Origin of the sequence: Actinomyces israelii, from assembly GCF_030253495.1 — a bacterium.
Taxonomy (GTDB): domain Bacteria; phylum Actinomycetota; class Actinomycetes; order Actinomycetales; family Actinomycetaceae; genus Actinomyces; species Actinomyces israelii.
This window is the reverse complement of record NZ_CP124548.1, coordinates 1,289,685-1,316,476: the sequence shown is the minus strand read 5'-3', so window position 1 is coordinate 1,316,476 and position 26,792 is coordinate 1,289,685. Positions and strand designations below refer to the sequence as shown.

Below are 26,792 nucleotides of genomic sequence, written 5' to 3'. Positions count from 1 at the left end.
TACCTTGCGACCGCCCCCGGGCTGCTGCACCAAGAAGGTCGTGGGCTGTGCGATTGGGGCGACCGCACGCGGCACCGGTCCTGGCACGAGGCAATCGACATGGCGCCCCGCAGCCGCCCGACGAGGAGAAGGAAGACGATCCACCCCACCCCCGCGCCGCGGCACCCCGGCACGCCGCCGAGCAACTCCGCCTGGCACCTGAAGGATTAGGGTACTCATCCTTCGGCGGAGAGGACCGGGGTGCGCTGAGCGGGCGCCCGGGCGGAAGCCGGCGGGCGCGTCCCTCAAGGAACGAGTAGGGCGCACGCCGATGGTCCACCCCCGCAAAGAGTAAGACCATCAACGATACTGCCTCCTGGGCCGAGCCCGGTACACAAGTCAGACACGTCTCCACGCGGACGCCCGGGCACCGGACACAGGGCGAGGTCGAACGCGAGCGGCCGAACCAGAACAAGGCCGCTCAGCTCAGCACAATCAACCACAGTCCGAAAAACCCCGGCAATCCAGTTACGCGGCTCTTGAGGATGTCGCGTCTGATCAGGTTCGGTGCCCGGTGCGGGTCGGACTCCTCCTGACCGGCTGCTCCTGCGCCTTGTCGAGTATGAGTCTATGCTGCCCGACCCGTTCGAGAGGCGCATTGACGAGGAGGCCATGACCAGACGGATGCGGCTCCCCAAGGGGGAGGAGAGCAAGGCTGTACGCGGACCGCGAGAAGGCGAGCCAGTCGTTCCTCAGGGCGCTGGGCCTGACAACCAGGAGGATGAGGACCCACCCCATCAAGGGTAACCAGGACGCCGAGCAGACCCGCCCCCATGACGGGTCGCCCGACACGCGAGACCGATGAGGAACAAGAGGACCGCGGTCGTCCTGAACAACGCCAGGCTCCACATTTCAACTTCACCATTGGACAGAACAAGAGCCTGGGTCTAAGACACCCAGCCTCGACGGACGATCTTCCACAGTTTCCGACTATCGGCCGCGCCGGACGACGAGGCGGGCGAATCTCTCGACGTAGTCTCTCAGAAACTCCTCCGTTCTCGCGCTGCGGAACTCACCGCGCTCGTCGAGCAGTTCTCCAGTGCGCGGCAGGAACACCTCGGGCTGGCCTGGCATGGGCATGTCGAAATAGGACAGCGCCAGCCGTAGGTTCTTATTGGCGCTGTAGCCGCCGAGAGAGCCCACCGAGTGGCTGATGACTCCCGCAGGAAGAACTGTCCAGACCTGCTCACCACCCGGCTTGGAGCCGATGTCGACGGCGTTCTTGACGCAGGCCGGGATCGTCCGGTTGTTCTCAGGGGTAATGAACAGAACCCCTGAGGCGGCGCGCACAGCCTGACGGAAACGCGCGTACTGCGAGGGCAGCGGTTTATCCGGAACGGCCGGGTCGTCGTAGTCGGCGTCGTAGAGGGGCAGGTCGCCAATCTCGACGACGCTTCCGCGCCAGCCCTGAGGCAGGTAGCTAATGACATGGCGAGCGATATCACGCGAGCGCGCGGAACGACGCAGACTGCCGATAATGATGGCGATCTCGGTGTCGGCTGCGCCCTGTCCTGTTGTGCCGTTCGTGCTCACAGTTCCCAGTCCTCGTCGCTAGTGCTTTCAGCACGTCCAATGATGTAGGAAGATCCGGAGCCGGAGAAGAAGTCGTGATTCTCCTCGGATCCCGGCGAGAGCGCGGCCAGGACCGCGGGGCTGACGACGGTCTCCTCAGGTGCGTAACGAGCCGGGTAGCCAAGGTTCATGAGTGCCTTGTTCGCATTGTAGCGGACGAAGGCGGCAACATCATCCATGAGCCCGAAGGGATCGTAAAGCTCCCCGGAATAGACCATCTCAAGGTCGTGGAGCTCCTCGAGGAGGCCGAGAGCGAAGTCCTCCATCTCCTGGCGCCGTCCGGGATTCTTCGTCTCCAGGCTGCGCTGATACTTGTAGCCGGAATAGTACCCGTGCACCGCCTTGTCCCGCAGGATAAGGCGGATCATGTCAGCGGTGTTCGTCAAGGTGGCGCGGACGGAGAGGCGCAAGGGGAGGTAAAAGCCGGCGTAAAGCAGGAAGGAGGACAGCAGGGTGGAGGAGACCTTCCGCTTGAGAGGATCCTCCCCGTAGTAGTGGACGATAACCTTCCTGACCCGCTGTTGCAGAACATCGTTGCCTATTGCCCACCGGTAGGCCTCGTCGATCTCGGGTGTGGAGCAGAAGGTGGAAAACACTGAGGAATAGGATCGGGCGTGAACAGCCTGCATGAAGGCGATATTGGTGTAAACGGCCTCCTCGTGCTCGGTGCGCGCGTCCTGGATCTGACTGATCTCCCCGACGGTGGCCTGGACGGTGTCCAAGAGGGTAAGGCCGGTGAAGACCCGCATGACGAGGATCCGTTCCTCGGGCTCCATGGAGCGCCACGAGGGGATGTCGTTGGACAGAGGCACCTTCTCGGGGAGCCAGAAGTTGGAGGTGAGTCGGTTCCAGACCTCAAGGTCCTTGTCATCCTGAACAAGATTCCAGTTAACGGGGCGCAAGCGGGCGGTGGGGTCGTGACGGAAGCCTTGGGGCGTGACGGAAAGCTCGATGTAGGGGATGGTGAGATCGTTCATACCATGGTCTTTCATTGTGGGTGGGCCGTTCTAAGCACAGGAGCGCCAGGGCCGTCAGGATGACGGCGCGCCGTCCATCTGGGACAGCTCGGAGAAGGTGGTCCGGGCGCTCTCGTCATGGTCCTGCCAGAACCGGTCGAGCCCTTCGCGCACCCGTTCGACGTCGTGCTCGGTGCCCAAGAGCTCGAAGCGGTAGAGCTCGGGAACGGCGCACTTGCCCGCGATAACCGGACCGGCCAGGCAGTAGGCCTGACCGAAGTTGGTATTGCCCGAGGCGACGACCCCGCGCAGCAGGGCGCGATTGTGGGGATCGTTGAGGAAAAGGGCAACCTGGCGAGGCACCGCCCCTGAGATGTCCCCGCCCCCGTAGGTGGGGACGATGAGGACGTAGGGCCGTGTAACCCGGATACGCCCTTCGGTCCGAGGACGCAGAGGGATGCGAGTGGCAGGTCTGCCGAGTCTCTCGACGAATCGGCGCGTGTTGCCCGATGCCGAAGAGAAGTAGACCAGGTCAGTCGAGACCTCGCCCTCCAGAACGGTGACCGAGCGCGCCTGCGGCCCTGACGGGAGCACGGCCAAGGTTGCGGATAGGGGCATACGAGAACCTCCTGTACTGCTCGTCACTCATGCGACCACAAGATCTTGTGGTCCGATGCCTGCAAGTAGCGGCTATGTAGTAGTAGCAGTAATCTCACATAAACTACGTCATGACATACTATGAGATACGTCATGGCGTAGTCTGATGGGCGAGTGCCTGTCAGACACCCGACACGCCGTCTGCAGACGCCGGGGCGGGTCTTGTCGGCTGCCGAGCCTCAGACGTCCGGACCAGGACGCGTCGGCACAGAGATCCTGAGGAAACGGCACTGGGATCGCCTCACACGCACGGTCCGGCCGGCGCCCCCGAAGCGGAGCGTCACTCGCTCGGCGAAGGGTGCGGAGGGGAGAAGCTCGACCTCGTCATCCAGTCTGAGACCGGCACTGTCGAGGTGCCGAAGCAGATCCGGATCCGCGTCAAGGACACGCTCGAGGCGACCGCGGCACCCGATTGGCAGAGCCTCCAGGGCGATATGGCGGGGAGCGGCCACGACGCCGTCCGCAGTGGGGATCGGATCGCCGTGGGGATCCCGCTCAGGACGCCCCAGAAACTTGTCGATGCGCTCAACCATGAGCTCGGAGACGACATGCTCGAGGGCATCGGCCTCAGCGTGCACCTCGTCCCAGGAGTAGCCGAGCACCTTGGCGAGGAATGTCTCCAGGAGCCGGTGCCGTCTCACGAGGATGAGAGCCGCCTTCCGCCCTTCCGCAGTGAGAGCGACGGCGCCGTACGGAACGTGTTCAACGAGCCCGCTGGCGGCCAGCCTCCGCACAGCGTCGGAGGCCGAGGAGAGCCGCACGCCGATGCGCTCGGCCAGACGGCTCGGGGTGACGGGGCCGTCGCCCCACTCCCCCAGGGTCCAGATCGTCTTGAGGTACTCCTGGTTGGACGCGGACAGCTCAGAAGCGGGCATGCCGGAAGGCTACCTGCAGCCCGCGCGCGGGGCGCCGCCATGTACAGATTCGCCGCCTCTGCTGGCTCCGAAGGGCCGGCCGTCCGCTGACACCCCCCGACGCCCCTCTTCATGCCTCACTCCGACCGGGGCAGGCCGCGATAGTCTGCCTGCGCCCCTGCCCGGCCCAGACCGAATCCGATCGAAGGAGACCCCATGCGCGTGCTCGCGGCGCTGTCCGGCGGAGTCGACTCCGCCGTCGCCGCCGCGCGCGCCGCCGACGCAGGGCACGACGTCGTCGGGGTGCACATGGCCTTGACCCGCAGCCGCGCCCAGACCCGGTCGGGCTCGCGCGGCTGCTGCTCCATCGAGGACGCGTCCGATGCCCGCTGGGCCGCCGAGATCCTCGGCATCCCCTTCTACGTGTGGGACCTGTCCGAACAGTTCGAGGAGCGTGTCGTCGCCGACTTCCTCGCCGAGTACCGCGCTGGCCGCACCCCCAACCCCTGTGTGCGCTGCAACGAGCGCGTCAAGTTCGACGCCCTGCTCGAGCGCGCCCTCGCCCTGGGCCTCGACGCCGTCGTCACCGGCCACTACGCCCGCCTGACCGGCGGTGCCTCCTCCGGGCGCCCCGGCCAGACCGCCGGCCTGGAGCTGCGCCGCGCGGCCGACACCGCCAAGGACCAGTCCTACGTGCTGGCGGTCTCGGGCCGCGAGGGCCTGTCCCGCGCACTCTTCCCCCTCGGTGACGCCCCCTCCAAGGCGGAGGTGCGCGCCGAAGCAGAGCGCCGCGGCCTGCCGGTGGCCTCCAAGCCCGACTCCTACGACATCTGCTTCGTCGCCGACGGCGACACCCGCGGATTCCTCACCCGCAGCCTCGGCGTCCGTGAGGGCGCCCTGGTCTCCCCCGACGGCGAGGTGCTCGGCACCCACAACGGCTACTTCGGCTTCACCGTCGGCCAGCGCAAGGGCCTGGGCCTGACCCGCCCGGCAGCCGACGGACGGCCTCGCTACGTCATCGAAACCCGGCCGAGCTCCAACGAGGTGGTCGTCGGCCCCGAGGAGCTCCTCCGCCGCAGTGCCGTGAGCGGCAGCGCCCTGGTCCTCCTGGCCGAGCCCACTGTGCTCGACGACGGCGGGGCCGGCTGGCGAGACGTGACCGTACAGGTGCGCGCCCACGGTCGCCCCGTCCCGGCCGACGTCGCCGTCGATGCCGAGACCGGAACGCTGCGGGCGCGGCTGCACCAGCACCTGCGGGGCCTGGCGGCAGGGCAGTCCGTCGTCGTCTACGGCGGCGAGTCCGGCGACCAGGTGCTGGCCCAGGCGACCGTGACCTGACGCCGGGCGCCGGGAACGTCGGACCGCTCCCACTGGCCGGGCGCCGATGCCGGAGCGGAGTCCTCCCCCTAGGCGGGTGCGCCTACTGCGGTGGGACAGCTGCACCAGCGCCCGTAACTTGGGCGGTCTCCCGACGTCGTCCGGGAGGTTCACGACTCCCGGATGCGCGGCGCGCGGCCCACGCCGCGCATGTCTCACGGAGCGGGGCTGGCGCCGGGCCCTCGACTGGGGCTGCGCACCGTGGTGGACCTGCGCTGTGCATGCGAGGCGCCCCGAGCGACCCACCGTCTCGGGTATGGATTCTGGGCGCCCCCATCGAGGACCATTCGGACTTGGAGTTCCAGCGCGTCTACTTCCCGATCCTGGATTCCCCCGTGTGGTGGCACGCCTGACGGCTCCAGCCGCACCTGACCCGCAGAGCCCTCGAGGCGGTCGCCGAGCCGGACCCGGAACTCCCGTCCACTGCACGGCAGGGACCGGACGGGCATGGTGTTGATGCTCCTGCTCGCGAACGCCGGCACCCCGCCCGAGGGCCTCGCCCAGGACTACGCCGCCAGCGCGTACGCGATGGCCGGCGACGAGAGGGAGGTCCCGACGATCGATGAGCGGGCCGGGTGGTCCGACGCGGAGGTCGTCGCCCACCTGGCCCGAACGCTGTCACTGGTCCGCGACGCCGACGAAAGAGCGGACGAGGCCACGGGCCTCATCGGCGAGGGCCCATCGGTCCGGGCCCGGCTGCGCAGCCCCCTCGTGGCCTGAGCCGCGCGTACCGCGTGCCACGAAACGCCGGCATTCCTCGGTGGTCGAAGCCCTCCGAGGCGCGCAGCCTCCCGCAGGCGCCTCATGCCGCTCAACAGGTCAGGAGGACGGCACCCCATCCCGGCGCAGCCACGCCCGTGAGGCGCCGAGGTAGGTTCCGACAGCCCCCCGCCCTGAGCAGCTCACCGCGCACAGCCCAGCCACTGAGTACGGTGAGCAGAGCCGGGGTGAAGGGCCGCTGGGGCGGGAAGCCGGCACCCGCCCCAGCGGCCCCTGAGGCCGCCGTAGCCGAGGAAGATCAGGGTCACGAGGCCGCCCAGGCGAATGGCGGCCAGACGGAAGGGACGCTCCGCCTGCCGCTCGCGCATCCGCTCCAGCTCGGGTGCGGGGCCGGTGAGCCGGGCTTGCGAGCCGGTGGCCGACTGTCGTGAACGGACCAGAGAGCCAGGTGGCATGACGGGTCCCCTCAGCGCAAGGACGTGTGCCGCTCGATGGCACGCACCGCCCACCAGGCCAGCGCCCCGGCGAGCAGGGGGCCGACAGCCACCGCGCCCACCCCGACGTTCCTCGCCTCGGCACCGGTACGGATCACCTCAAGGAACTGCGGCCACATCACCTGAGTCGTGACGTCACCAGTCGTGACGTCCACGCTCACAGGGAGAAAAAGGGTAGCGACCAGCCCGAGCAGCTGACTGACCACGTAGAGCAGGACGAACCCGATCGCAGGCGCCCCGAGCCCGAGGTGGTTGAAGCCCCCCTGCGCGCCAATGCTCATGACAGCGCCGACCTCGATAACGAGCGTGACGATCCCGATCAGGACGGCCGTGACGAAAATGATCACCTTGACCGGTCCGGCCGCATCGGCAGCCACTCGCAGCGGTTCAAGGAGCCCGCCGAGGGTGGTACCCATGCTGCGCGCGAACACGACGAGCCAGGCGACAAGACCGACGAGACAGACCCCGCCCACGACCAGCGCCATCATGCAGGCGTAGAGCACCTTGACCGCGAAGTGCACCCGACCGCGCACCGGCACCGCCAGGGTGAGGTAGCCGCGCCGGCCGTACATGGACCGCCAGTACTCGACCGCCACCTGGATCATCACAACGACCGGAGTCACGACGATCACCCCCATGGCGGCGACCTGCATGAGGCCCGCCAGGAGGACGACGCCGACCAGCAGCCGCCACAGCCCGAGGAACCCGAGCAGGGCAAGGGCGCAGACCCCCAGGACCGCGATATTGCGCGGCAGCTGGGTGCGGATTTCCTCAGTGAAGAGCGTGCGGAACATCAGCGGTACTCCTTCCGGAACAGGGCGTCCAGGCTCGTGGAACGGGTCTGGCGCAGGTCGTCGGCATCGCCGGCCAGAAGCAGGCGCCCGTCCTTGAGGAAGACGACGGAGTCGACGACCGGCTCGACGTCGGCGATGAGGTGGGTGGAGATGAGCATGAGGGCGTCCGGGTCGAAGTCGCGCAGGACGCCGTCGAGGATGATCTCGCGGGCGGCGGGGTCGACGCCGGAGATGGGCTCGTCGAGCAGGTAGACCCGGGCGCGGCGGCTCATCACCAGGGCGACGCGCAGCTTCTCCCCCATGCCCCTGCTCATCTCTCTCAGGGAGTGATCGAGGGGCAGGTTGAAGAAGTCGACGAGCCGGTGGGCCTTGTCGGCGTCGAAGTCGGCGAAGAGCCGGGAGAACTGGGCGATGGCCCGGGGCGGAGTGAGGCCGGCGGCCAGGAAGTCGGCGTCGGGGAGGAAGGCCACCCGCGCCTTGGAGGCCGGCCCGGGGGCATGTCCGGCGATGCGCACCTGGCCGTCGTAGTCGGCCAGGAGGCCGGCGAGGATCTTCAGCAGGGTGGTCTTGCCGCAGCCGTTGGCGCCCATGAGGCCGACGATGCGCCCGGCGGGCAGCGTCAGGCTGAGGTCGCGCAGGGCCGGCCGCCCGCGGTAGGCCTTGGTCAGGCGACGCACCACCACCAGCGGCGGGGCGCCGTCCAGGGACGGGATGGCGTGAGGGCGGGGGCGCGCGTCGGGGCCCTGTGCGTCCGACGGCGTCGTCGGCGAGGTGCTCATGAGGTCTCTCCTGGTTTCTGGGCGGGGTGGGCCGGCCACCGCTCGGCCAGGATCTCGCCCGCCTGGGCGAGGTCCATGCCGATGGCGGCGACGGCGGCGATGTAGGCGTCTGCGGCGCCGACGGCGAGGTCGCGGCGAACGGCGGCCAACGCCGCGTCGTCCGCGGTGACGAAGCGTCCGGCGGTGCGCTCGGCGGCGGTCAGGCCGCTGCGGTCGAGCTCGGCCAGGGCGCGCTGGACGGTGTTGGGGTTGACGCCGGCCTGCGCGGCGAGGTCGCGCACGCTGGGTATCCGGGTTCCGGCGGGCCAGGTGCCGGTCACGATCCGCATGCAGAAGTCATCGACGAGCTGGATCCAGATCGGACGGGAGTCATCGATCGGCACAGGCCCTCCTTGCATGGGTGAATAGGACGTGAATACGACACAGCTCATGAGCACAGCCGAGCGGCCTCACCGAACCGCCTGTATTACTGCACTAATACAGTGACACAGGTGAGCGCCGCCGTCAAGCCGGAAGACTCGCGCCGCCCCGTCCCGCCCGCCGCCCCAACGGCCTCAGCGCAGGCTCGGCTCACCTGTTAAGCGAATTCCGAACGCGTGTAAGAAGCCTCCCGGACGCGCCCCGACCCGACGTTCCGCACCCCGCCACAACATCCATCTTTCATTGCGATAACACCATTCCCTCACCACCGGCGCAGAACCTGCCGGAGAGATGTTGCCAGCTCTGCCGCGCACTCCTACCGTGAATTACGTCAGTGATCGCACCTCACCGAAGGAGCACTCATCATGTCGACCGTTACCGCCATCAAGTCCTGCGCCACCACCGCCTGCGCCTACAACCACGGCGGCTGCACCGCCTTCGCCATCACGGTCGGCGGCGACGCCGCCGCCCCGGCCTGCTCCACCTTCGTCAGCCTCGACGCCCGCGGCGGCCTGCCGGTGGCCGAGGGCCACGTGGGCGCCTGCCAGCGCCTGGAGTGCGTCCACAACACCGACCTCATGTGCACCGCCGACGCCATCGCCATCGGTGCGGACACGGCCACCTGCCTGTCCTACGAGGCCCGCTGAGGCGCCCGCCCAGCGAGCCATGGCTTCCGCGGCAGGAGAACACGCCTCACAGGTACAGCGATGGGGAGGCCCGTAACCGGGCCTCCCCATCATCGTCTCCGCGCGGCCGCGCGGCCGCTCACGGAAGCAGCCCGCCGACCAGGGTCTCCCGGACGAGGTGCCGCAGATGGCGCCCGGCCTCGTGGGCGCGGGTCGTGCCCGCCGGCAGGAAGATCTGAAAGGTGTCGGTGGTCTCGCGCCGCAGCCGCAGAAGCGTGACGGCGTACGGGGACACGTCCACGCACAGCACCCTCCCCCACAGGGCCGCGCACAGTCCCTCGGACGGGCGCCTGGAGCAGAGGATCCCGGGAATGCTGCCCTGCCCCACTCCGTCGCACAGCACCTCGAGCGCGCCCTCGCCAAGGGCCTTGACCTCCTCCTGCGCGCTGATGGTCTCGAAGGCCGACCACAGCAGGGGCCGCACGCCCTTGGCATCGGGGTCGAGCACCTCCTCCATGGTGTGTCCGCTGACGCCCATGGCGTCATGAACCATGACCCGGTTCGTCTCGATGACGCCCAGGCGCCCGCCCGGCGTATCGGCGAGCCCGGCCAGGTCTGTGAGCGGGTCCTCACCCGTGATCGCACAGTGGCACCCGGCTACCGAGCCGGACAGGACGGCGTTGCTCCCGACGTCGTCGAGCCAGGTGAGCACGCCCAGGAGATGGACGGTGGCGGTGGTGATGCGCAGGCCGGGCTCGGCCGCCTCAAGCGCGACGTCGAGGCGCACTTCGACCGGAGACTCGCACGGCACGTCGGCCATCGGGTGGTCCGCCGCCGGATGGGCGGCCACGATAATGCTCCCGGTGACGTCGAGCGCGTGGAGGACGAGCTGGGAGGGGGCGCCGGCGTCGAGCCGGTAGGCGGTCAGGGTGGCGCAGCCGGCACCGGACAGGAGACGGCGCGCCATGCGGCGCGAGGCGATGGCGGCCTGCGGCGTGCGCCTCTCATCGGTGTACGTCACGGTTCCCCTTCCCCATCGCCAGAGATCGTTGAAGTAAGGCTAGCCTGGCAGCCCCGCGAAGGCGAGGAGAGACCGCTCACCGGACGGGCGCGCGGACCGGCCGGGGCGCCGGTCAGGCCCGCCGATCGGTCCTTGCGGAGGGGCGCCTCCTCGGCGGCATCCGTCACGGCGCGGTAGTCGGCGTAGCACTCCGCCAGCAGGACGGGCGGAACCTGCGCCAGGGGCACGTCCCGGCGGCCGCGGCGCAGGCTCAGGCCGCCGGTGGCGGTCTCCTCGTCCTCGTCCCAGGCGTCGGCGCCCGCGAAGTCGATAATGCTGCGCAGACCCAGGGTCGGAAAGTCCTTGGAGAACTCGCTGTACCGGTACCTGGTCGAGGCGCACTCGTAGCCGCGGGACTCGGCCGCCCTGCGCAGCTCGCGGGCGACGGTGCGCCGCCCGGCTGCGTCCCGGATGGTCGTCTGACCGGCGGTGAGGCCGGGGGCGCGGGCCGACAGCTGGTCGAACAGCGGCTCGACCTCGTAGTCGGACAGGTATGCCCGTCAGGCCCCGGCCTGGGCACCGGTCAGGAGCTGGCGTGGGGCGGCGCAGGTGGACCGCGACGTCGTCGGCCCCGAGAAGCTCGCCGTCCTCGGTGGGGCGAAAGGCTCGCAGCCGTGCCGGACTGCCGTCTGGGGCGCTGGGCTCAGGAACGTCCCGACCGTCGCTCGCCAGCCGCACCAGTCGGGCGACCAGGTGCCCGGCGAGCGGGTGGGCGGCCAGCAGCTCGCGCCACTGGGCCAGCGGCCAGGTGCGCCCGGCGCACATGGCCTCGTACAGCCGGCGCGTCTGGACGTCCAGACGTCCAGGACGGCGATCGCGGCGCGCCGCACGGTGGCGGCGCTGTCCACCACCAGGGCCGCCAGCAGCCGGGAGCAGGCCGCGGCGGCCTGCGGGTGGTCACCCAGGCGCCTGACCAGGACCGCCCTGGTGTGCGCGGACGGTGCCGTGAGCGCGCTGGCGGGAACCTCGACCAGGCAGCCGTCAAGGCCCGGCAGGCAGTGCTCGGGGCTGTCGGGCCAGGTGGGTACCCCGGCCTCCTCGGCGAACCAGGCGAGGAGTACGACGGCGGGGATCTGCTCGGCGGCCGTGCCCGTCGCCCGCAACAGGGCCGCGACCGCCGCCGGGCTCCAGCACTCGGACACCGACGGCCTGGAGCCGGTGTCCCTGTGGCCCGCGGGCGCCATGTGGCCGACGGGGGCATGCAGGTCGGCGAGGACGGCGCGCAACGGCAGCAGGGCGCGCTCGACGAGCCGGCGGGTTACGGGATCGGTCACGGCGCTCTTCTTGTCTCTCACCGACCGCCCGGCCTTGCGGGGCGGCCCTCATGGCTCATGAGCGTAGCGATCGGGTACGACACGAATCGGCCCCGGTCCGCGGCCGGGGGCGAGGCGGGCCCGCGTTCACCACGGGCTGGCGCTCTTCCTCCAGTCGGGGTCGAAGGACCCCAGGGCCGCCATGGCCCGGTAGTCGGCGTAGCACTCGGCCAGCAGGACGGGTGGCACGTCGGCGAGCTCGACCTCACGGCCCCTGCGCCGGAAGGAGAGGCTGGTGGTGGCGCACGGCATGCTCTCCTCGGGCACCCAGGAGCCGGTGAAGCCCAGCACCGCGGTCAGGCGCGATGAGGAGAACTCCTTGACGTAGTCGTGGAAGGTGCCCGCGTCCACCACGTCCCCACGCTGGTAGCCGCGCCTGGCGGCCGCGGCCCGGAAGGTGAAGGTGTCGGTCACATGGCCCTGGAGGTCGGAGAGGGCCTTCTGCCCCTCGTCGATCCTCGGGACGGCGGCGGTCAGCTGATCGAAGAGGGGCTCCACCTCGTAGTCGGCCAGATGCGCCCGCCAGGCCGCGACCTGCGCCCCGCTCAGGGCGGTGCCGTGGGCCAGGCCCACCACCGCGTCATCGGCCAGGGGCACCTCGGCGTCGTCGGCCCCGATGAGCGCCCCGTCCTCGGTGGGACGGAATGTAACCACCTCCCCGCCGCCGCCCGGGGCGGCGGTCCAGATCAGCCGGCTGACGAGGCGGCCGACCAGGGGGTGCGCGGCCAGCAGCGCCCGCCAGTCGGCACCCCGCCAGGTGCGCGGCGCGCACATGGCCTCGTACAGTCGGGCCGACTGGAGAGTCAGGACCGCCTTGGCGTCCTTGCGCGCGACGCTCAGCTGCTTCCTGGCCTCCTTGACGACCTCGGGGTCCTCATTCACCCGCGGCGCCGGCAGGGACTTGCGCGCCTTGCCCCCGGCATCGGAGAGCACGATCTTGAAGTCCGGGGCCAGGCGGCCCGTGAACTCCCGGTCCCCATAGGACAGGTGCAGCAGTCCGTCGGGGTCGAAGCCCGCGGTCGGGATGGTGCGGTCCGCCAGCTCGTCGGCGCTCCAGCCCCGCTCATCGGCCGCCTCCTGGGCCAGGGCGGCGGCAGCGGCCTGGATGCCGGCCATCTTGTGGCGGCGCGCAATGCTCAGGAGCACCTGGAGCGCGGTGTCCTTCCCGTTGGCGGCCAGGGCGTGGACCAGGGCCTCGAACTGGGCCCGCCGCCCCGGGTTGTCGCGCATGTAGGAGCGCACCAGCCCTGCCAGCTCGCCGCCGTCCATCCTCACCGCGAAGGCCAGCAGCCCCTTGTCGGCGATCGCCGAGCCCACGTAGGTGCGCTGGTGCTCCGCGTAGGCCTGGGCGACGCGCTCCTCCAGCGGGACAGCGGCCTCGGCCTCGGCCCGGCTCAGGAAGCCTGCCATCCTGGGAGCCGCGCGGCAGTCGGCGAGCCACCGCTGGGCGTGGTCGTAGCGCTGCCGACCGGCGGCCTGGGCGTGCGCCCGGCTCTCCTGTGCGCTCGGGTGGGCGGTGTCCTGGGCGATCCAGGCCCGGGTCACGTGCGCGGCCAGCGCCGCGGCGTCGGCGGGCTCCAGTAGGGACAGGTAGAGGTTGATGAGCCCGCGGCCCGACGGGTTCTTCATCTTGTCGGCCAGCACCACCCACCACCACGGCGTGCGGGAGTCGACGGCGTCGCCGTTCTTCCAGCGGACGGCCGGCAGTGACTGCGGGTCGAGCCAGGACAGTGAGGCGGGCACTTTCCCCTTGAGGCCCTTGGCGGCCTCGGCCCCCAGGGCCCGGGGGGACAGGAACTCCGTCATGTCGCCGCCGCAGTCCTCCAGGGCGACCAGCAGGGCCGCCCGCGCCACGTCCCTCTTCTCCCGCCCCAGGGCCGTGCGCAGCGCGGGGACCGACTCGGGGCGCGCCAGGGAGCCGACCCAGGCCGCCGCCGAGATGCGCACCTCGGTCGTCCTGGCGGCAAGCCCCTGCTCGGCCAGCTCGCGCACCCGCGGGTGGGAGCGCAGCGCCGCCTGGGCCAGCGGGCGGCTCACCTTGGAGGGGCCCACTGCGGCGTCGGCGACCGCGGGCAGCAGCTCGGCGGGGACGCGGGGGAAGGCCGTCAGGATCTCCAGGGCCCGCTGCGCCGTGGCGGCGTCCATGAGCCGCTCGCGCAGCAGGTCGAGGTGCTCGGCGTACCACGGCCAGGACGCCTCCGGGTCGACGGTGAAGAAGACGTAGTCGTGGAAGTCGCAGAAGCGCTCGACGGCGTCGGGGCCGCCGCCCAGGCGCGCCATGAGGTCCTCAATGGCTCGCGGGTCGGTCTCCGGCCCCGTGTAGTGGCTCAGTGCCAGCCGGCACCAGGGGCTCGTCTCCACAGCATGGAGCCGCAGCGCGTGCGCCAGGGTCAGGCTCGGGGCGTTCCTGACGACCCAGATGACGTTGAACCGGCGCAGGAGCGCGGGCCGGGCGCGGCTCCTGCCGTTGGCGACCGCCACCAGCTCATCCAGATCCGCCTCGGTGATCTGGCGCACTCCCTCTGCCCGGGTGCGGGACGAGGAGTTCTGCGAGGCGGCGGCGCGCTCCATGGCCTGCCCCAGGACGGGGCGCAGCTCGTCCTTGACGGGGGCGGCGTCCGGGCCCACCTCCAGGGGCGTGAACGGGGGGAGGTCGAGGGGCTCATCGACCCCCACGGCGTCGAGCGTCTCGTGGCGGGCCCGGGTTGCGGAGACCAGGTCTGCCAGCCTCCGGTTCTCCTCGGCCGCCCGGGTGAGCACGTGGGCGCCGCCGGGGGTCCGGGCCAGGAACTCCACCAGCTCCCGGCAGCGGGACGCCGGGGCCTGGGCCAGGACGGGGGCCAGCGCACCGGCCCTGGTAGCCGCGTCCAGGCCCTCGAGAAGCTCAATCGCCTCCCGGCGCAGCTCCTTGGAGACCCCCGCGGCCACGGCGGCGACCAGGTGGGCGCCCGCGGCGGCCCACCGCGGGTTGGCCGCCATACGTGTGAGCACGTCATGACGCTCCTGCCGGCGCAGGCCGTCCAGGAGCGGGCCGGGCAGGGCGGTCGCGTGCTCAGTGAGGTAGTCGGTGACCCCGGGCAGGTCAGCGGCCGACAGCCGCCTGCGCCAGGACGGCTGCCCGGCGGAGTTGGAGTGGGCGGCCAGGAGGACGACGGCGGGGGCGTCGGCCTCCTCCACGCCCCCCTGCCTCAGCAGCGCCGCCAGACGCCCGGCGTCCCAGAACAGCCGCCTCTGCCTGAGCCTGCGCGCCTGGGACTCGGGTGTGGAGCCGGCGCCCTGAGCGTCCACGGTGAACATGACATCCATGAGCAGGGCGTCCACCCAGCCGGGTACCTGCTCGGGAGCCGGCGGGTCGTACGTGGGGTCGGTCTGGAGGACGGCGGCCAGGAGCCGGCCGAGCCGCACCCACTGGGCCGGGATCACGGCGTCACTGCGGTAGAGGGCGTCGCGCCTGACCAGGACCGGGCCTGCCGAGCCGTCCCCCTTCCTCCAGCTGATCCCCGCCTCCTGCAGGCGCTTGCGCCAGGTCCGGCCGTACCAGTGGGTGTAGGAGGCGTTCGAGGTCGCCAGGAGCAGGCAACCGATGGGGCCGTCCCCGAAGGCGGCGATCTCCAGCAGGACCTCGGGGTCGCCGTCGTCGACGACGTAGTCGACGGCACGGTGGTACAGGCCCGCGTCAACCGCCTTGAGCGGCAGCAGCGCCCGGTCGACGAGGTCGCGGACTACAGGTTCGGTCACGGCATTCTCCTTGCGTCGTCAATCGTCGTCATCGGCTCTCCCCGGGCCCCCTCGGTGATATCGATTCTTACGGGATGAAGGGTAACGACCGGGTGCGACATGAATTCGCCCCGGTTGAGCGGGCCGGGCTGATCGGAGCGTCACGGCCCGCCCTCCCCGCACCCCCGCCTGCGAAGGGCAGGCCTCCCCATTGGCGCGCAGCGCCCATCCTGCGTACGACACCGCCGGCCGGCTCTACGCTGGTCCTATGACCGCCGAGCCGCCCCCGCCTCCGCCCGACGAGCCGGGGCCTCCCCCTCCTCCGCCCGACGGGGCCTCCCCCTCCTCTACCGCACCAGACCTCGTCGCCGCCGGCGCCCAGGGGCGGCCCGCCCCACCGCCTCCATCGCGCGCTCTCCGCCGCCCCCGCCTCGGCCGCCGGGGCCGCGCCGCCGTCGCCGCGGTCCTGGTGCTGGTGATCGTGCTCGCCGGGGTCGGCGCCTGGGCCCTGGCCCGTTCGGGGGGCTCCCGGACGCACAGGAGGCCGCCGGCCGTCCAGGCGACCCTCGACCTGTCGGGCCTCGGCGAGCATCTGGCGCCCGCCCCCATCGACTCCGGGGGCTCCGTCGTCCTCGCCTCCGGACAGATGCGGGTGCTGCGAGTGGTCGAGGACGGCCGGGAGGCGCTGGTCGGCGTCGACCTCTCCTCGGCCTCGGGCTACCCGGTGTGGCAGGTGCCCGTCCCCGACGAGCTCGCCGGCCGGGCCCTGAGCTGCCAGTACACGCAGGAGGCCATCGACTGCGGGGACCTGCTCAGCATCGACCCGTCGACCGGCGTCAATACGGCCGGGCCCGTCACGGTGCCGGCCGCCGCCCCCGCGTCCCCGGACGCCACTCCCGGCGCCGCGGGCGGCCAGCCGCCCGCCCCCGACTCGGCTTTCCCCGCGCCCCCGACGGCCTCCGTGCAGCTGGGCGAGTCCGCCTCCGAGGACACGCCACTGGCCGTGAGCCCGGACGGCTCCCTGACCGCCGGCGGGAAGACGATCAGGGAGCTCACGTTCGACGGCCCGGTGTGGGCGGCCCGCATCGACATGCCCCGCACGTTCGCCGGCATGACCCTGCCCATGACCCGCCGAGTGTGGGTGGTCAGCGACGGCGCGACCATGGCGGGGCTCGACGGCTCCTCCCTGCTGTGGTCCGGCACCCTGCCCGACGGCGTCGCCGCTCTCAACGGCCTGGGCGCCCAGGACCCGCCGCGGTGGCTGGTGGCCAAGGGGGCGATCGTCATCGCCCACCCGGACGCGATCGTCGCCATCGACCCCATGAGCGGCAGCACCGTCTGGCAGGCCGACGGCACGGTGACCTCCTGGTCCGCCTCCGGCGACGCCATCGTCGTCGTCAACGGCTCGACGGCCTCCCTGCTGTCCTTCGGCAAGGGCTCCGTCCCCGCGACCGCGACCGCCCTGCCGTCGTCGGCCCCGACCGGGGACACGGCGCCTGCGCCCGACCTGGAGGACATGAAGGGCTCCACCCTCGAGGTCCCCGACCTGTGCAAGACCGCCGGCAGCCAGGACCCGGCCACCGGAAAGACCATGGCCGCCTTCGTCGACGGCGTGGCCACCGGCTCCTCCGCCGTGGGGGCGCCGCCGACCGCCACCATGACCGCGCTGCGGCCGGGCGTCTTCGACGGCTCGCCGGTGGCCATCACCGTCCTGAGGTGCTACGGCGGGGGCAACACGGTGTTCGACGTGGTCGCCGCCTACGACTCCGACAAGACGCTCATCGGATCCGTGGACCACGTGGTGAAGGACGACATCGGCGAGTCCCCGGACCTCGTCGTGAAGAACCTGCGCTCGGTGGGCAACACGCTGGTCTACACCGTGCCCGGCATCAAGGTGGCCGGCGACGCCGCCTGCCACGCCTGCGAGGGCAGCGCCGAGGCCACGGTCACCGACCAGTGGGACGGGGACTCCCTGGAGATCACCGACGTCCTCTACCGCCTGCCCTCGGGAGCGGTGCGGATACCCTCAGCCCAGGACGTCCAGACCGCCTACGACGCCATCGCCTCCGACGACCGGGCGGTCGAGGACGAGCTGGTGGAGCCGAAGGCCCTCAACGCCCTCGACCAGCACCTCGGCGCCGGTCAGAACCGCAGCTCGACGGCGCGGGCCGTCCAGTTCCCCACGGGCGGCAGGGTCGTGGGGTGCGCGCTCGCCGGTCCCAGCGGGAGCCCCTACAGCACGAACGGCAGCGGCCGGGCCTCGGCGCCGGGCGACATCATCTGCCCGGTGACCACGGACGACCCGACGATGCCCTGGCTGCATCCCAGGCCCGACGGCGGGCCCGGCCGGGGCGCCTACGCCTCCTGGCTCATCCTGCGCGCCGACGAGACCGGGAAGTACCAGGTGGTCGACATCGGACGCGCCTTCGCCTGAGCCGGCCCGCCGCCGCGGGCCCCTCAGCGAGCCAGCGCCCGCACCCGGTCCACCACCGCGCAGGAGCGCAGGACGGCCCCCGGCCCGGGGCGCTGCTCGACCTCGGTCAGCGCCGCGGCCAGGGTCTGCAGCTGGAGGTCGCGGGCCGCGCGGGTGCGGGTGGCCAGTACGTGCGCGGTCGTCCCCTCCGCCCGCAGGGCGCCGGAGGCCGCCAGCGCCGTCAGCGCCTCGTGCACGTCAGTGCACAGGGACTCGATCGGCCCCGCCTCCCGGGGCGGCGCCAGGACGCTCGCCCCGGCGCGCAACCGCTTCAGACGCTCGGCCAGACGGCGGTAGAAGCCGGGGGCGTCCGCGCGCACCGAGGAGATGGTGGGCGACAGCAGGGCGAGCGCGCCCTCGCTGCGCACATAGATCCCGGCGGGCCGGTCCCCCTCCACGGTGATGGCGACCACCGGGAGGCTGCGGGCCAGGACGGCGGCCACCAGGCAGGACTCCGCGCCGTCGGGGGCGAGGCGGAGCAGATGCCCCCGGCCCGCCGCGTCGTGCACGGGCCACACGTACTGCTGGTGGATCTCGTCCACGTCGATCCTGCCCAGGCCCGACGCGCCGGGCAGGAGCAGGCGGACCGGCGGGGCCGGAGCCTCGAAGCCCGCGGCCCGGGGACCGCGCCGCAGAGAGCCGAGCTCATCGGCGAGGGCGGCCAGGTCGATGTCGTCGTAGCCGCCGCAGCGCGTCACCGCGGTGCGGGTGGAGGGGGCCAGGGCGCCATCGCCGCGCCGGGTGGCCCCCTTCAGGCGCAGCGGGCCGGACAGCAGGGTCCTGACGGGGGCGCCCCACACCAGTGGAGCGTCTTCGGAGCGCTGGAAGGCGGGGTCGGCGCCGGCGGCTCGGCCGGTGGTCACCGACTCCAGCCGGCGGTTGTCCAGGTCCCAGAAGCGGGCGGTCAGGCCGCGGCTGCCCGAGGGGGTGAGCCACCAGGTGGCCGACAGGGGCACGAGCAGGCCCGGCCGGGCCTGCTGGGCCTCGGCGCGCCCGAGCAGGGCGGGGTCGGGGGCGGCCCCGGCGGTATCCAGCGCCCGGGTCAGGGACCAGGCGGCGGCCAGGGCGCTGAGGGCGGCGGCCTCGTCCACCCCGTCGTCGCGGCGGGCGACCGCGCCCACGACCCCGGCGGCCGATGACAGGAGCCGGGACAGGCGCGGGATCTCCTCCAGGCGGGCGGCCCGGGCGAGGCGATCGAGCTCGTGGGCGCTGCGGGGCCCGGCGTGGGAGATCCCGGCGGCGATAACGGTCTCGACGACGGCCGTGGCCGAGGCGAGCAGGCGTCGCTGGTCGGCGCTCAGGGAGACCTCCCGGACGTTCCACGGCCAGGACCTGCCCGCGATGGCGAACAGGCGCACAACGGCCCGCAGGCGCCAGGCGGCGTGGGCGAGACGGGCATGGCGGCCGGCGACGACCATCCCGCCCGGGCCCAGGCCCGCGATCACGACGACCTCGGGGGCGCCGGGCCAGGTGACGCTCAGGCGCCCCGGCGCGCGGGAGAGACGGGTCTCGGCGGCGAGCCGGGCGGGGTCGGCGCCCGCGTCGGCGGCGGCGACCCGGCGCAGCGCGGCCACGCCGAGGGCCTTCTCGACGGCGGCGGGCTCCCAGGCGAGCACCTCAGCCAGGACCGGGTCGTCCTCGCCGGCGATACCGGGGTGCGGCTCGAGTGGCACCTCCGGGCGGGCGCCGAGCCCTGAAGACGCAGCGGGCCCGGGGGCGTCCGGCTCCTCGGCCCCGGCCCGGGCGGTGCCGGGCGGAGCGGGGGCCTCGGCACCGGTTCCGCTCCCGGCAGCCGCCTCGCGCATCCACAGGCAGGCGGCGACCACGTGCACGCACACCCCGGCGACGGGGCAGGGGCAGCGCGCCCGCCCCGGGCCGCCGTCGCCCAGCACCACCGGGATCGCCGGCTGTCCGGCGGCAGTCACCGCGATCGTCGCGCCGTCCTGGCCGATGTCCCGCGCCTCGACGCGCCCCGCGGCCAGTGCGGCGCGTCCGCGCCGCACCAGCCCGCGATTGGCCAGGGCCGCCAGGGCGGCGTCGTCGAAAGCGGTGTAGACCGCGCTCCAGGCGGGCAGGCCGCTCATGCGGTCACCTCGGCCAGCCAGTCGGCGAAGCGGTCGGGGCTCATGGCCGCCACCCGCATGCCGACCCCGGCGAGCTCCTCGGCAACCGCCCGGTCGAACCAGGGCGCGCCCTCGTCGGTCAGGGAGGCCAGCCCCAGCATGGTCACGCCCGAGCCCGCGAGCTCTCGCACCCGGGCCACGAGAGCGGAGACCGACCCGCCCTCCTCGAAGTCGGAGACGAGGGCCAGCACCGTGCGGGTGGGCTGGGCGACCTGGGCGGCGGCGTAGCCGACGGCGTTGGCGATGTCGGTCCCGCCGCCCAGCTGACAGGTCATGAGGACCTCGACGGGGTCGTCGGCCAGGTGGCTGACGTCCACCACGGCGGTGTCGAACAGGATCAGGCGCACCGATATCCCCGGCAAGCTGGCCAGGATCGAGGCCATGACAGCACTGTGGAGCAGGGAGGAGGCCATGGAGGCGGACTGGTCCACCAGGATGATGACGTCCCAGGCCACGTTGCGGCGCCGCTGGCGGGACATGAAGCGCACGTCCTCCACGAGCATGCGCCCGGTGGCCGGGTCCGTGTTGCCCAGGTTCGCGGCGATGGTGCGGCGCCAGTCGAAGTTGCGCGCCGAGGCGCGGGGGCTGCGGGCGTGGCGCCGGCGCGCGCCCGTCAGGGCCGTTGTCATGGGGCGGCGCAGCCGTTCGACGATGTCGGAGACAATGCGGGCGATCAGGGCCCGCAGCCCGTCGGCCAGGGCGGGCGGAATCGTGCCCTTGATACGCAGCAGGGCCGCGCCGAGCCCGGGGCTGGTCCGGATGGAGTCCACCGAGCCGGGGTCGGCCAGCAGGCCGGTCAGCCCGTAGCGGGTCAGGGCGTCGCTCTCGAGGCGCTCAATGGTGGAGTCGGGGAACAGGCGGCGGGCGCCGTCGAGCCAGTCCACGGCCCGCAGCGCCGAGGGCCCCAGTCCGCCGCCGCGTCCGGACCCGCCCGGCGCTCCGGGGCCTGCGCCGCCCAGAAGGTGGCCGCGCCCGGTGTACTCGCGGTCGTAGAGGTAGGCCAGGGTGTCGTCCAGGCCGGCGTCGCCGGGGCTCCGCGGCAGGGCCGACTCGGCGTACCGCCCCAGGACCATGCGCCAGCGGCGCACGGCCAGCTCGCGGTCCAGGTCACGATCCCGGTCGTCGTCCGGTCCCCGGTCGGGGCTCGCGGGGGGCGGGGGCGCGGTCATCGGCCCGCCCACCGCCCCAGGCCGTCGCGCACCAGCGAGGCGACCAGGTCCCGTTCGATCCGCTGCCCGAGCGCGGCCTGGGCGGGGGCGACGTTCAGCACCACGTCGATCTGGGAGGCGTCGGTGCCCGCGAGCGCGGCGACCTGCTCGGCCAGCCGGTGCGTCTCGGTGGGGCGCAGGGCGGTGAAGGCGCGCCGCAGGTCGGGCAGGATGGCCAGGAAGCCGGGCTCCTCCAGGGCGGTCAGGGTGCGGGTGACCGCCGCCAGGGTGTCGGGGGCGCGCAGGACCGCCTCCGGGGCGGCGCGGACCAGTCCCACGAGGAAGTCGGCCAGGACGGCCGGGTCCGCCCCCGGGCTCAGGCGGGCGACAACGGCGTCGGACACCTCCTGGCGGCTCAGGGACCCGGTGGTCGAGGCGATTCCGGTGGCGCAGCCGGCGAGCACCGGCGCGGTGGCCCGGGCGCGGCGCAGGGCGTCGATCTCGCGCAGGACGGCCTCGCGGCCGGCCCCGGCCTCGCAGTCGGCTCCGGTGAGTCGCACGAGCAGGTCGCGCACGGCGATGAGGGCGCCCACCGCCTCGGCGGCCTCGTCGTCCCTCAGCCCGACCAGCTCGGCCACCAGGCGGGCGACGGCGGCCGTGCCCCGCTCCAGCATGGAGCGCAGGCGCGGGGCGGTGCCGCCGGTGCTGCCGGCACCGTCCAGGCGCAGGCGGCCCGAGCCCTCCACGAGGGCGGCCAGGCGGTGGAGGATGTCGGCGAGCTCGGACAGGTCACTCAGGCCGCTCATGGCGGCCTCGAGAGTGTCGCACACCTGCGCGGCCGCCTCGCCCATTCCCATGACCGCCAGCTCGGTCAGGAGCCGGGCCAGCGCTCCGGCGGCCGGTTCTGCCTCCAGCCGCTCGGCCAGGCGGGTGGCGACCAGGATGTCGAGGGTGGGGGCCTCCTGGGCGGCGCGTACCAGGGCCGCCTCCACCACGGGCGTCCAGACGTAGGCCCACTCCTCGACGAACTGCCCCAGGCCCGTGCCGGCCACGAGGTCGGCGCCGCCGACCTGGCGGGCCAGGCCGACCCCGGCGAAGCGCAGGCGGGCGAGCAGCTCTCGGCGCCGGCGGTGGCGGGGCCTGCGGGCGGTGTCCAGGCTGACGCGCCGCTCCACGGCGGTATCGAGCGTGAAGCGTAGGGCGATCATCCGCTCGCGCACCTCGGCGACCAGGGGCGGGCCGACGGTGCCCGGGGGGACCCGCCCGAGGTCGGAGGCGGCGAAGACGGTGGCGACGGCGGCGCCCAGTCTGCCCGACAGGCCGGTGTCGTCCTTGACCAGGCAGCTGGTCAGGGCGTCCAGGATGTCGGTGCGCCCGGGCCAGGCGCGTCCGCGCAGCGCGGCCAGGCCCAGGGCCTGCTCGACGGCGGCGCGCGCCTGGGCCGTGCCCAGCGGCTCCCCCTTCTCGCGCAGGGCGGTGACGACGTCGAGGACCACCCCGGTGGCGAAGCCGCGGGCGCCGGCGGGTGCGGGGGCCGCCCGGCCGGGGCGGGCGTCGCGGGTGCGGGCCCGCCAGGCGCGCCGCCACAGGCCCGGGGAGGGCATGCCCGCCCCGTAGCCGCTCAGGGAGTCCAGGCGGGCGAAGTCGTAGCGGATGAGCCAGCTCTCCGGGCGGTCCCGCGGGTCGGGCTGCGTCTCGGGCTCGGGCAGCCAGGCGGCCTCGGGGGCGGCGTCGAGCGCGTCGAGGAGGGCCGGGGTGTGGAAGGCGCCGGTGACGACGACCAGGGGCCCGCCCCTGAGGCCGGCCTTCTCCTCCCCGCGCTCCTCCGCACGCCGGCGCAGGGCCGCGGCCATGACGGCCTCGCGGGCGTGGGTCCCGTCGGTGTCGAGGACCTCCCGCTCGGCGTCCAGGCGGGCCAGGGCGGACCAGGCCAGGGTGTCGGCGAAGAAGTCGCGCCAGGCGCGGATGTCGGCGGTGGCGCGGTCCTCGAAGAGCTGCTCCCAGACCTCGTCGTGGTCGCGGCAGCCCAGGCGCCGGGCGAGGGCGTCCAGGGCGGCGGAGCGGGCCAGGTGGTACTCGGCCTGCAGGGTGCGGGCGGCGGCGCCGGCGTCGTCGGCGTTATCGGTGTCGCCGTGCGGGCCGGGGGTACGGTCGATGAAGGCGGCCTCGGCGCCGTGCTCGCCGGCCCAGCGCAAAGCGACCCACTCGGGGGAGAACTCGGCGAGCGGGTAGTAGAAGGCGGTGCGGTCGGCCAGTGAGAGCAGCGCGACCGGGGGGACGGTGTCCGGGTCCTGGAGGGCGGGCAGCAGGGCGGTGTACTCGGCCGGCCCCTCGATGAGGACGACGGCGGGGCGGACCTCCTCCAGCAGGGCGGACAGGGCCAGGGCGCAGGCCGGGGAGTGATGGCGGACGGGGACCAGGTGGACGCCCGCCTCACCCCAGGCCCGCTGGGAGCGCAGGGCGCGGCGCAGGCGGGGCGGGACGCCCGCGCGGCCCGGCCCCGCGGCCGTCGCCGCGGGGGCGGGTCCGGTCGCGCGGGCCGTCACTCCCACAGTCCCTGGGAGGCGGCGAGGAACTCCTTCCAGTGCGCCGAGGCGCGGGCGCGCTCGCGCACCACCGAGTCGACGTAGAAGCGCATGCGCCGGGCGTCCTCCGCCTCCCCCTTGAGGGCGACGCCGACCAGCTGGCGGGCGACGTCGGCGGCGCGGACGGTGCCGTCGCCGAAGTAGCAGGCGCTCATGGAGGCGGCCACCCCCACGTTGACGGCCTCGGCGGTGGACATGACTGCGTCGGGGCGCTTGACCGGGGAGCCGGAGGCGGTGGCGCCGGTGCGCAGGTCCGCGAAGGCGGTGACCAGCACGTCGAGGACCTCCGGGCTCATGGGGGCCCGGTCGGGGCCGAGCTCGGCCTCCAGGGCCCGGGTGATGAGCTCGGCCTCGAAGGCGCGGTCGGCGATGGGGCGCACCGTCTCGAAGTTGAAGCGCCGCTTCAGGGCGGCGCTCATCTCGTGGACGCCGCGGTCGCGCAGGTTCGCGGTGGCGATGACGTTGAATCCGCGGGCGGCGGCCACGCGGAAGCCGTCGCCGAGCTCGGGCACCATGAGCTGCTTCTCGGACATGACCGACACGAGGGTGTCCTGGATCTCGGGCGGGCAGCGGGTGATCTCCTCGAAGCGCACCAGGCGGCCGGACTCCATGGCCTGGTAGACCGGGGAGGGGACCAGGGCCCGGCGCGAGGGGCCCTCGGCGATGAGCAGGGCGTAGTTCCACGAGTAGCGGATGTGGTCCTCGGTGGTGCCCGCCGAGCCCTGGACGGTCAGGGTCGAGGCCCCGCTGACCGCCGCGGCGAGCAGCTCGGAGAGCATGGACTTGGCGGTGCCCGGCTCGCCCACGAGCATGAGCCCCTGGCGCCCGAGCAGCGTGACGACGGCGCGATCGACCAGAGGGTCGTCGCCGTAGAACTTGCGGGTCACCCCGAGCCGCTCGTCGCCCACGATGAAAGCCCGCACCGAGCGGGGCGACAGCCGCCAGCCGTCGGGGATCTCGGCGCCGCAGGAGGCGTCGGAGTCGGCCAGGGCGGCCAGCTCGGCCGCCCAGCGGTCCTCGGCGGGCGGGCGCAGCTCGGCGGTCGGAGCCGCAGATCCCTCGGGCCCCGGGTCGTCGGGCTGGGAGGACTCGGTGGCGGCGGGCCTGGCGGTCATTGCTCTCCTTGGACAAACAGCTGACCGGTGACTGGCGCCGGGCGCTCAGCCGCGCAGACGGGCGAGCTCGTCGACCAGCTGGGGAACGACCTCGGCCACGTCGCCGACGACCCCGAAGTCCGCCATCTCGAAGATCGGGGCCTCGGAGTCGTCGCACACGGCCACGATGGTGCCGGCGCCCTGAATGCCGCTGGTGTGGTGGACGGCCCCGGACACGCCCAGGCCGATGTACAGGCGCGGGGCGACGGACACGCCGGTCTGGCCGATCTGGGCGGACCGCTCGATCCACCCCTCGTCGCAGGCCACGCGGGTGGCACCCACGGCCGCGCCCAGCGGCTCGGCCAGTGAGCGCACCAGGTCGAAGTCGCCGTCTACGCCGCGTCCGCCCACGACGACGGTGCGCGCCCCGGCCAGGTCCGGCCCGGCGGCCGCAGTGGTGCGCTCGCGCGAGACGAGGCGGACGGCGGCCGCCTCCGGGCTCACCGCGACGTCGAGGGCCTCGGCGGTCAGCGGCGCGGCGCCGTCGGCGGCGCTGTCGGCGGTCTCGACCGCCCCGGGCCGCACGGCGAGGACCGGGGGGCGCCCGGCGCTCGCGGCGACCGCCATGGTGGTGGACCAGGAGCCGGACAGCACAAGCCGGGAGGCGCGGATGGCGCCGCCGGCCACGTGCAGGTCGGCGACGTCGCCGACGCAGGCGGAGTCCAGGAGGACGGCGGCGCGCCCGGCGACCTCCCTGCCGCGGTAGTCGCCGGAGACCAGGACGGCTCCGGGGGCGGTCTGGTGGACGGCGGCGACGACGGCGTCGGCCGCCGCAGCGGCCTGGGCCCGCTCCCCGCCCAGGTCGGCGACCAGCAGGCGGGTGGCGCCCGCGGCGGCCAGGGCGGGGGCGCCGGCCTCCAGGGGCCCCGGGGTCAGGGCGATGACGTCGCCGGCGGTCAGCGCCCGGGCGGCGGTGACGAGCTCGAGGGCGGTGTCGGCCGGGCGGTCGCCGTCGAGGTCGGCGAGCACGAGGACGGGGGCGTCAAGAGCCTCGGACATGGCAGGCATGATCTTCTCCTTGGGGGCGGTCATCCCCGCATGCGCGGGGTTTCAACGTCTTGTGCGCGCGCTCAGACGAGCTTGGAGTCCACGAGCCAGGCGGCGAGCTCGCGCCCGGCCTGACCGGCGTCGGTGCGGATGGTGCCGGCCTGTCGGGCGGGCCGGGACTCGGCGTCCACGACCTCGACGGCGGCGGGACGCGGCTGAAGGCCCAGGTCCGCCAGGTCCCAGGTGTCCACGGGCTTCCTCCTGGCGGCGCGCATGGCGGCGAAGTTGGGGTAGCGCGGCTCGTTGGCCTGGTCGGTCACGGACACGAGCGCGGGCAGGGGGGCGGACAGGACCTCGCTGAGCGTACCGGTGGTGCGGGTGACGGTGACCTCCCCGGCGCCCGCCTCCAGGGAGCTCGCCAGCGTCAGGGCGGGCACGTGCAGGGCCGCGGCCAGCGCGCCGGGCAGCATGGAGGTCATGGCGTCCAGGGAGGCCATGCCGGTGACCACCAGGTCCACGTCCCCGGTGCCGCCGTCGCCCGGCCCGGCCCCGCCGATGCGTCCGACGGCGGCGGCCAGCACGCGCGCGGTGGCCACGACGTCGGAGCCGGCCAGGTCGTCGTCGCTGACGACGACGCCGGAGTCGGCCCCCATCTGCAGGGCGCGGCGGATGGCGTCCTCGGCGTCCTCAGGGCCCATGGTCAGGGCCACGACCTCCCCGCCGAGCCCCTCGACCAGGGCCACGGCGGCCTCGACGGCGTTCTCGTCGAGCTCGTTGAGGACGTCGTCCTCGCCCCGGACCAGGCGGGAGTCCTCGATGCGCCGCTCAGACTGCACGTCGGGAACGTGCTTGATGCAGACCACGATTTTCATGCGTCCAAGATTGCCATACCCGGCCAGCCGCGCCGGTGAGCGCTGGGTCACGCGCATTGGCCCGTGCGGCTC

At 73.2% G+C, this 26,792-nt stretch carries 20 protein-coding genes; 4 read left to right on the top strand and 16 right to left on the bottom strand.

Annotated features, from left to right (window positions below; translation table 11 throughout):
• Positions 1-969 precede the first annotated feature (969 nt).
• From AIF0345_RS05385 to AIF0345_RS05370, 4 genes are all read right to left on the bottom strand, one after another.
• Entirely contained in the window at positions 970-1,572 is a 603-nt protein-coding gene (locus AIF0345_RS05385) for an NADPH-dependent FMN reductase (protein WP_285297551.1), read from the bottom strand.
• The gene (nrdF, locus tag AIF0345_RS05380) at positions 1,569-2,588 is read right to left on the bottom strand and encodes a class 1b ribonucleoside-diphosphate reductase subunit beta (protein WP_285297550.1); all 1,020 of its coding nucleotides are present in this window, start codon (positions 2,586-2,588) and stop codon (positions 1,569-1,571) included. The genes AIF0345_RS05385 and nrdF overlap by 4 nt, the downstream gene beginning before the upstream one ends.
• 54 nt (positions 2,589-2,642) lie before the next feature.
• On the bottom strand, positions 2,643-3,185 hold the full coding sequence (gene nrdI / locus AIF0345_RS05375; protein WP_084682678.1) for a class Ib ribonucleoside-diphosphate reductase assembly flavoprotein NrdI: 543 nt from the start codon (positions 3,183-3,185) through the stop codon (positions 2,643-2,645).
• A gap of 218 nt (positions 3,186-3,403) precedes the next feature.
• Entirely contained in the window at positions 3,404-4,099 is a 696-nt protein-coding gene (locus AIF0345_RS05370) for a metal-dependent transcriptional regulator (RefSeq protein WP_285297549.1), read from the bottom strand.
• Positions 4,100-4,294: 195 nt separating this feature from the next.
• On the opposite strand from AIF0345_RS05370, the gene mnmA reads away from it, so the two are divergent.
• Positions 4,295-5,416, top strand: coding sequence for a tRNA 2-thiouridine(34) synthase MnmA (mnmA, locus tag AIF0345_RS05365; RefSeq protein ID WP_285297548.1), 1,122 nt, complete (start codon positions 4,295-4,297; stop codon positions 5,414-5,416).
• 462 nt (positions 5,417-5,878) lie between these two features.
• A complete protein-coding gene (locus AIF0345_RS05360) occupies positions 5,879-6,175 on the top strand; it encodes a tyrosine-protein phosphatase (protein WP_285297894.1) in 297 nt (98 codons plus the stop codon).
• A 466-nt stretch (positions 6,176-6,641) separates the two neighbouring features.
• Here AIF0345_RS05360 and AIF0345_RS05355 read toward each other — a convergent pair whose 3' ends face one another.
• Genes AIF0345_RS05355 through AIF0345_RS05345 form a run of 3 tightly spaced genes read right to left on the bottom strand, consistent with a single transcriptional unit; the run spans position 6,642 to position 8,625 of the window.
• Positions 6,642-7,463: a hypothetical protein gene (locus AIF0345_RS05355; RefSeq protein WP_285297547.1), complete on the bottom strand. Its 822-nt coding sequence runs from the start codon at positions 7,461-7,463 to the stop codon at positions 6,642-6,644.
• Entirely contained in the window at positions 7,463-8,242 is a 780-nt protein-coding gene (locus tag AIF0345_RS05350; protein ID WP_285297546.1) for an ABC transporter ATP-binding protein, read from the bottom strand. The genes AIF0345_RS05355 and AIF0345_RS05350 overlap by 1 nt, the downstream gene beginning before the upstream one ends.
• Positions 8,239-8,625: a GntR family transcriptional regulator gene (locus AIF0345_RS05345; RefSeq protein WP_285297545.1), complete on the bottom strand. Its 387-nt coding sequence runs from the start codon at positions 8,623-8,625 to the stop codon at positions 8,239-8,241. Before AIF0345_RS05345 ends, AIF0345_RS05350 begins: the two co-directional genes overlap by 4 nt.
• Positions 8,626-9,027: 402 nt before the next feature.
• Between AIF0345_RS05345 and AIF0345_RS05340 the strand changes: the two genes are divergently transcribed.
• A complete protein-coding gene (locus AIF0345_RS05340) occupies positions 9,028-9,309 on the top strand; it encodes a DUF1540 domain-containing protein (protein ID WP_268917791.1) in 282 nt (93 codons plus the stop codon).
• Positions 9,310-9,427: 118 nt separating this feature from the next.
• Here AIF0345_RS05340 and AIF0345_RS05335 read toward each other — a convergent pair whose 3' ends face one another.
• From AIF0345_RS05335 to AIF0345_RS05325, 3 genes are all read right to left on the bottom strand, one after another.
• The gene (locus AIF0345_RS05335; protein WP_285297544.1) at positions 9,428-10,309 is read right to left on the bottom strand and encodes a hypothetical protein; all 882 of its coding nucleotides are present in this window, start codon (positions 10,307-10,309) and stop codon (positions 9,428-9,430) included.
• A gap of 39 nt (positions 10,310-10,348) precedes the next feature.
• The gene (locus AIF0345_RS05330; RefSeq protein WP_285297893.1) at positions 10,349-11,113 is read right to left on the bottom strand and encodes a DUF4132 domain-containing protein; all 765 of its coding nucleotides are present in this window, start codon (positions 11,111-11,113) and stop codon (positions 10,349-10,351) included.
• A 635-nt stretch (positions 11,114-11,748) separates the two neighbouring features.
• Positions 11,749-15,399: a DUF4132 domain-containing protein gene (locus tag AIF0345_RS05325; RefSeq protein WP_285297543.1), complete on the bottom strand. Its 3,651-nt coding sequence runs from the start codon at positions 15,397-15,399 to the stop codon at positions 11,749-11,751.
• A gap of 247 nt (positions 15,400-15,646) precedes the next feature.
• Here AIF0345_RS05325 and AIF0345_RS05320 point away from each other — a divergent pair, with 247 nt between their 5' ends.
• Positions 15,647-17,812, top strand: a complete 2,166-nt coding sequence (locus tag AIF0345_RS05320; protein ID WP_285297542.1) for a hypothetical protein — start codon at positions 15,647-15,649, stop codon at positions 17,810-17,812.
• Positions 17,813-17,835: 23 nt separating this feature from the next.
• Here the strand turns inward: AIF0345_RS05320 and AIF0345_RS05315 are convergent, their stop codons facing one another.
• The 6 genes from AIF0345_RS05315 to AIF0345_RS05290 all read right to left on the bottom strand — a co-directional run bounded on the left by AIF0345_RS05315 (position 17,836) and on the right by AIF0345_RS05290 (position 26,720).
• Complete coding sequence (locus AIF0345_RS05315) at positions 17,836-19,935, bottom strand: hypothetical protein (protein WP_285297541.1); 2,100 nt, start codon at positions 19,933-19,935, stop codon at positions 17,836-17,838.
• A complete protein-coding gene (locus AIF0345_RS05310) occupies positions 19,932-21,143 on the bottom strand; it encodes a VWA domain-containing protein (protein ID WP_285297540.1) in 1,212 nt (403 codons plus the stop codon). Before AIF0345_RS05310 ends, AIF0345_RS05315 begins: the two co-directional genes overlap by 4 nt.
• Positions 21,140-23,668, bottom strand: a complete 2,529-nt coding sequence (locus AIF0345_RS05305) for a DUF5682 family protein (RefSeq protein ID WP_285297539.1) — start codon at positions 23,666-23,668, stop codon at positions 21,140-21,142. The genes AIF0345_RS05310 and AIF0345_RS05305 overlap by 4 nt, the downstream gene beginning before the upstream one ends.
• Positions 23,665-24,822, bottom strand: coding sequence for an ATP-binding protein (locus tag AIF0345_RS05300; RefSeq protein WP_268917799.1), 1,158 nt, complete (start codon positions 24,820-24,822; stop codon positions 23,665-23,667). Before AIF0345_RS05300 ends, AIF0345_RS05305 begins: the two co-directional genes overlap by 4 nt.
• Before the next feature lie 45 nt (positions 24,823-24,867).
• Positions 24,868-25,860, bottom strand: coding sequence for an electron transfer flavoprotein subunit alpha/FixB family protein (locus AIF0345_RS05295; protein ID WP_268917811.1), 993 nt, complete (start codon positions 25,858-25,860; stop codon positions 24,868-24,870).
• A 71-nt stretch (positions 25,861-25,931) separates the two neighbouring features.
• Complete coding sequence (locus tag AIF0345_RS05290; RefSeq protein WP_268917800.1) at positions 25,932-26,720, bottom strand: electron transfer flavoprotein subunit beta/FixA family protein; 789 nt, start codon at positions 26,718-26,720, stop codon at positions 25,932-25,934.
• Positions 26,721-26,792: the final 72 nt, after the last annotated feature.